The organism is Virgibacillus salexigens (genome assembly GCF_014905415.1).
GTDB lineage: Bacteria > Bacillota > Bacilli > Bacillales > Amphibacillaceae > Virgibacillus > Virgibacillus salexigens.
This window is the reverse complement of the sequence record NZ_BNEO01000019.1, coordinates 1-742: the sequence shown is the minus strand read 5'-3', so window position 1 is coordinate 742 and position 742 is coordinate 1. Positions and strand designations below refer to the sequence as shown.

Sequence of the window (742 nt, the reverse complement as noted above, 5' to 3'; positions counted from 1 at the left end):
AAATTTTTGCGTATCCTTGACACGAAATAAAAACGTTGTTAAGAATCCAAGCATTGAAGCTAATCCAGCACCATTCAAGCCAAATAATGGAATAAGTAATACTTGTGCAATGACACAAACGATTGCTCCAAATAAAAATGTGATAAATCCTCCTGTAGTTTTTTTAACTACAATATAACTTGTTTCAAAAAAATTTGCAAAGCTAGAAAATAATGCTGAGAGCATGAAAGGTTCTGTTGCGAAGTTTGAAAATCAAACGCGCTCTCTCTGAACTCCAAATATCTTAGGCTGTTATTCCCATTAATACCTTGATTTCAGTAGACACCGAAAAGCCGAAGAGAGTGCCTTCTTTTCGGGTTTTCTTATATAATCCTCGAATGGCTTCCATGCCCTTAATCGTGGTAGAGGCAGTGCGTAAACTTCGATAGAATTTATTGCGTCTCTTTACTGGACGATGGTCTTGTTCAATCAAATTATTCAGGTATTTAATGGTACGATGTTCTGTCCCTTGATAAAAGCCGTATTCTTTTAGTTTCTTAAAGGCACTTGTAATAGAGGGGGCTTTATCTGTGACTACAACCTTCGGTTCATCAAACTGCTTCACTAACCGCTTAAGAAAAGCATAGACTGCTTGTGTGTCCCGTTTTTTACGTAACCAAATATCCAAGATTAAACCATCTGCATCGATGGCTCGATACAAATAATGCCATTTTCCTTTAATTTTGATGTACGTTTCATCCAT

At 36.7% G+C, this 742-nt stretch carries 1 protein-coding gene and 1 pseudogene; both read right to left on the bottom strand.

Features of this window, described 5'->3' with window-relative positions; translation table 11 throughout:
* A pseudogene (locus JKP73_RS22005) lies at positions 1-225 on the bottom strand (polysaccharide biosynthesis C-terminal domain-containing protein); the annotation flags it as partial.
* 58 nt (positions 226-283) lie between these two features.
* The coding region (locus JKP73_RS22000) for an IS6 family transposase (RefSeq protein WP_200411964.1) at positions 284-742 on the bottom strand (459 nt) is incomplete at its 5' end.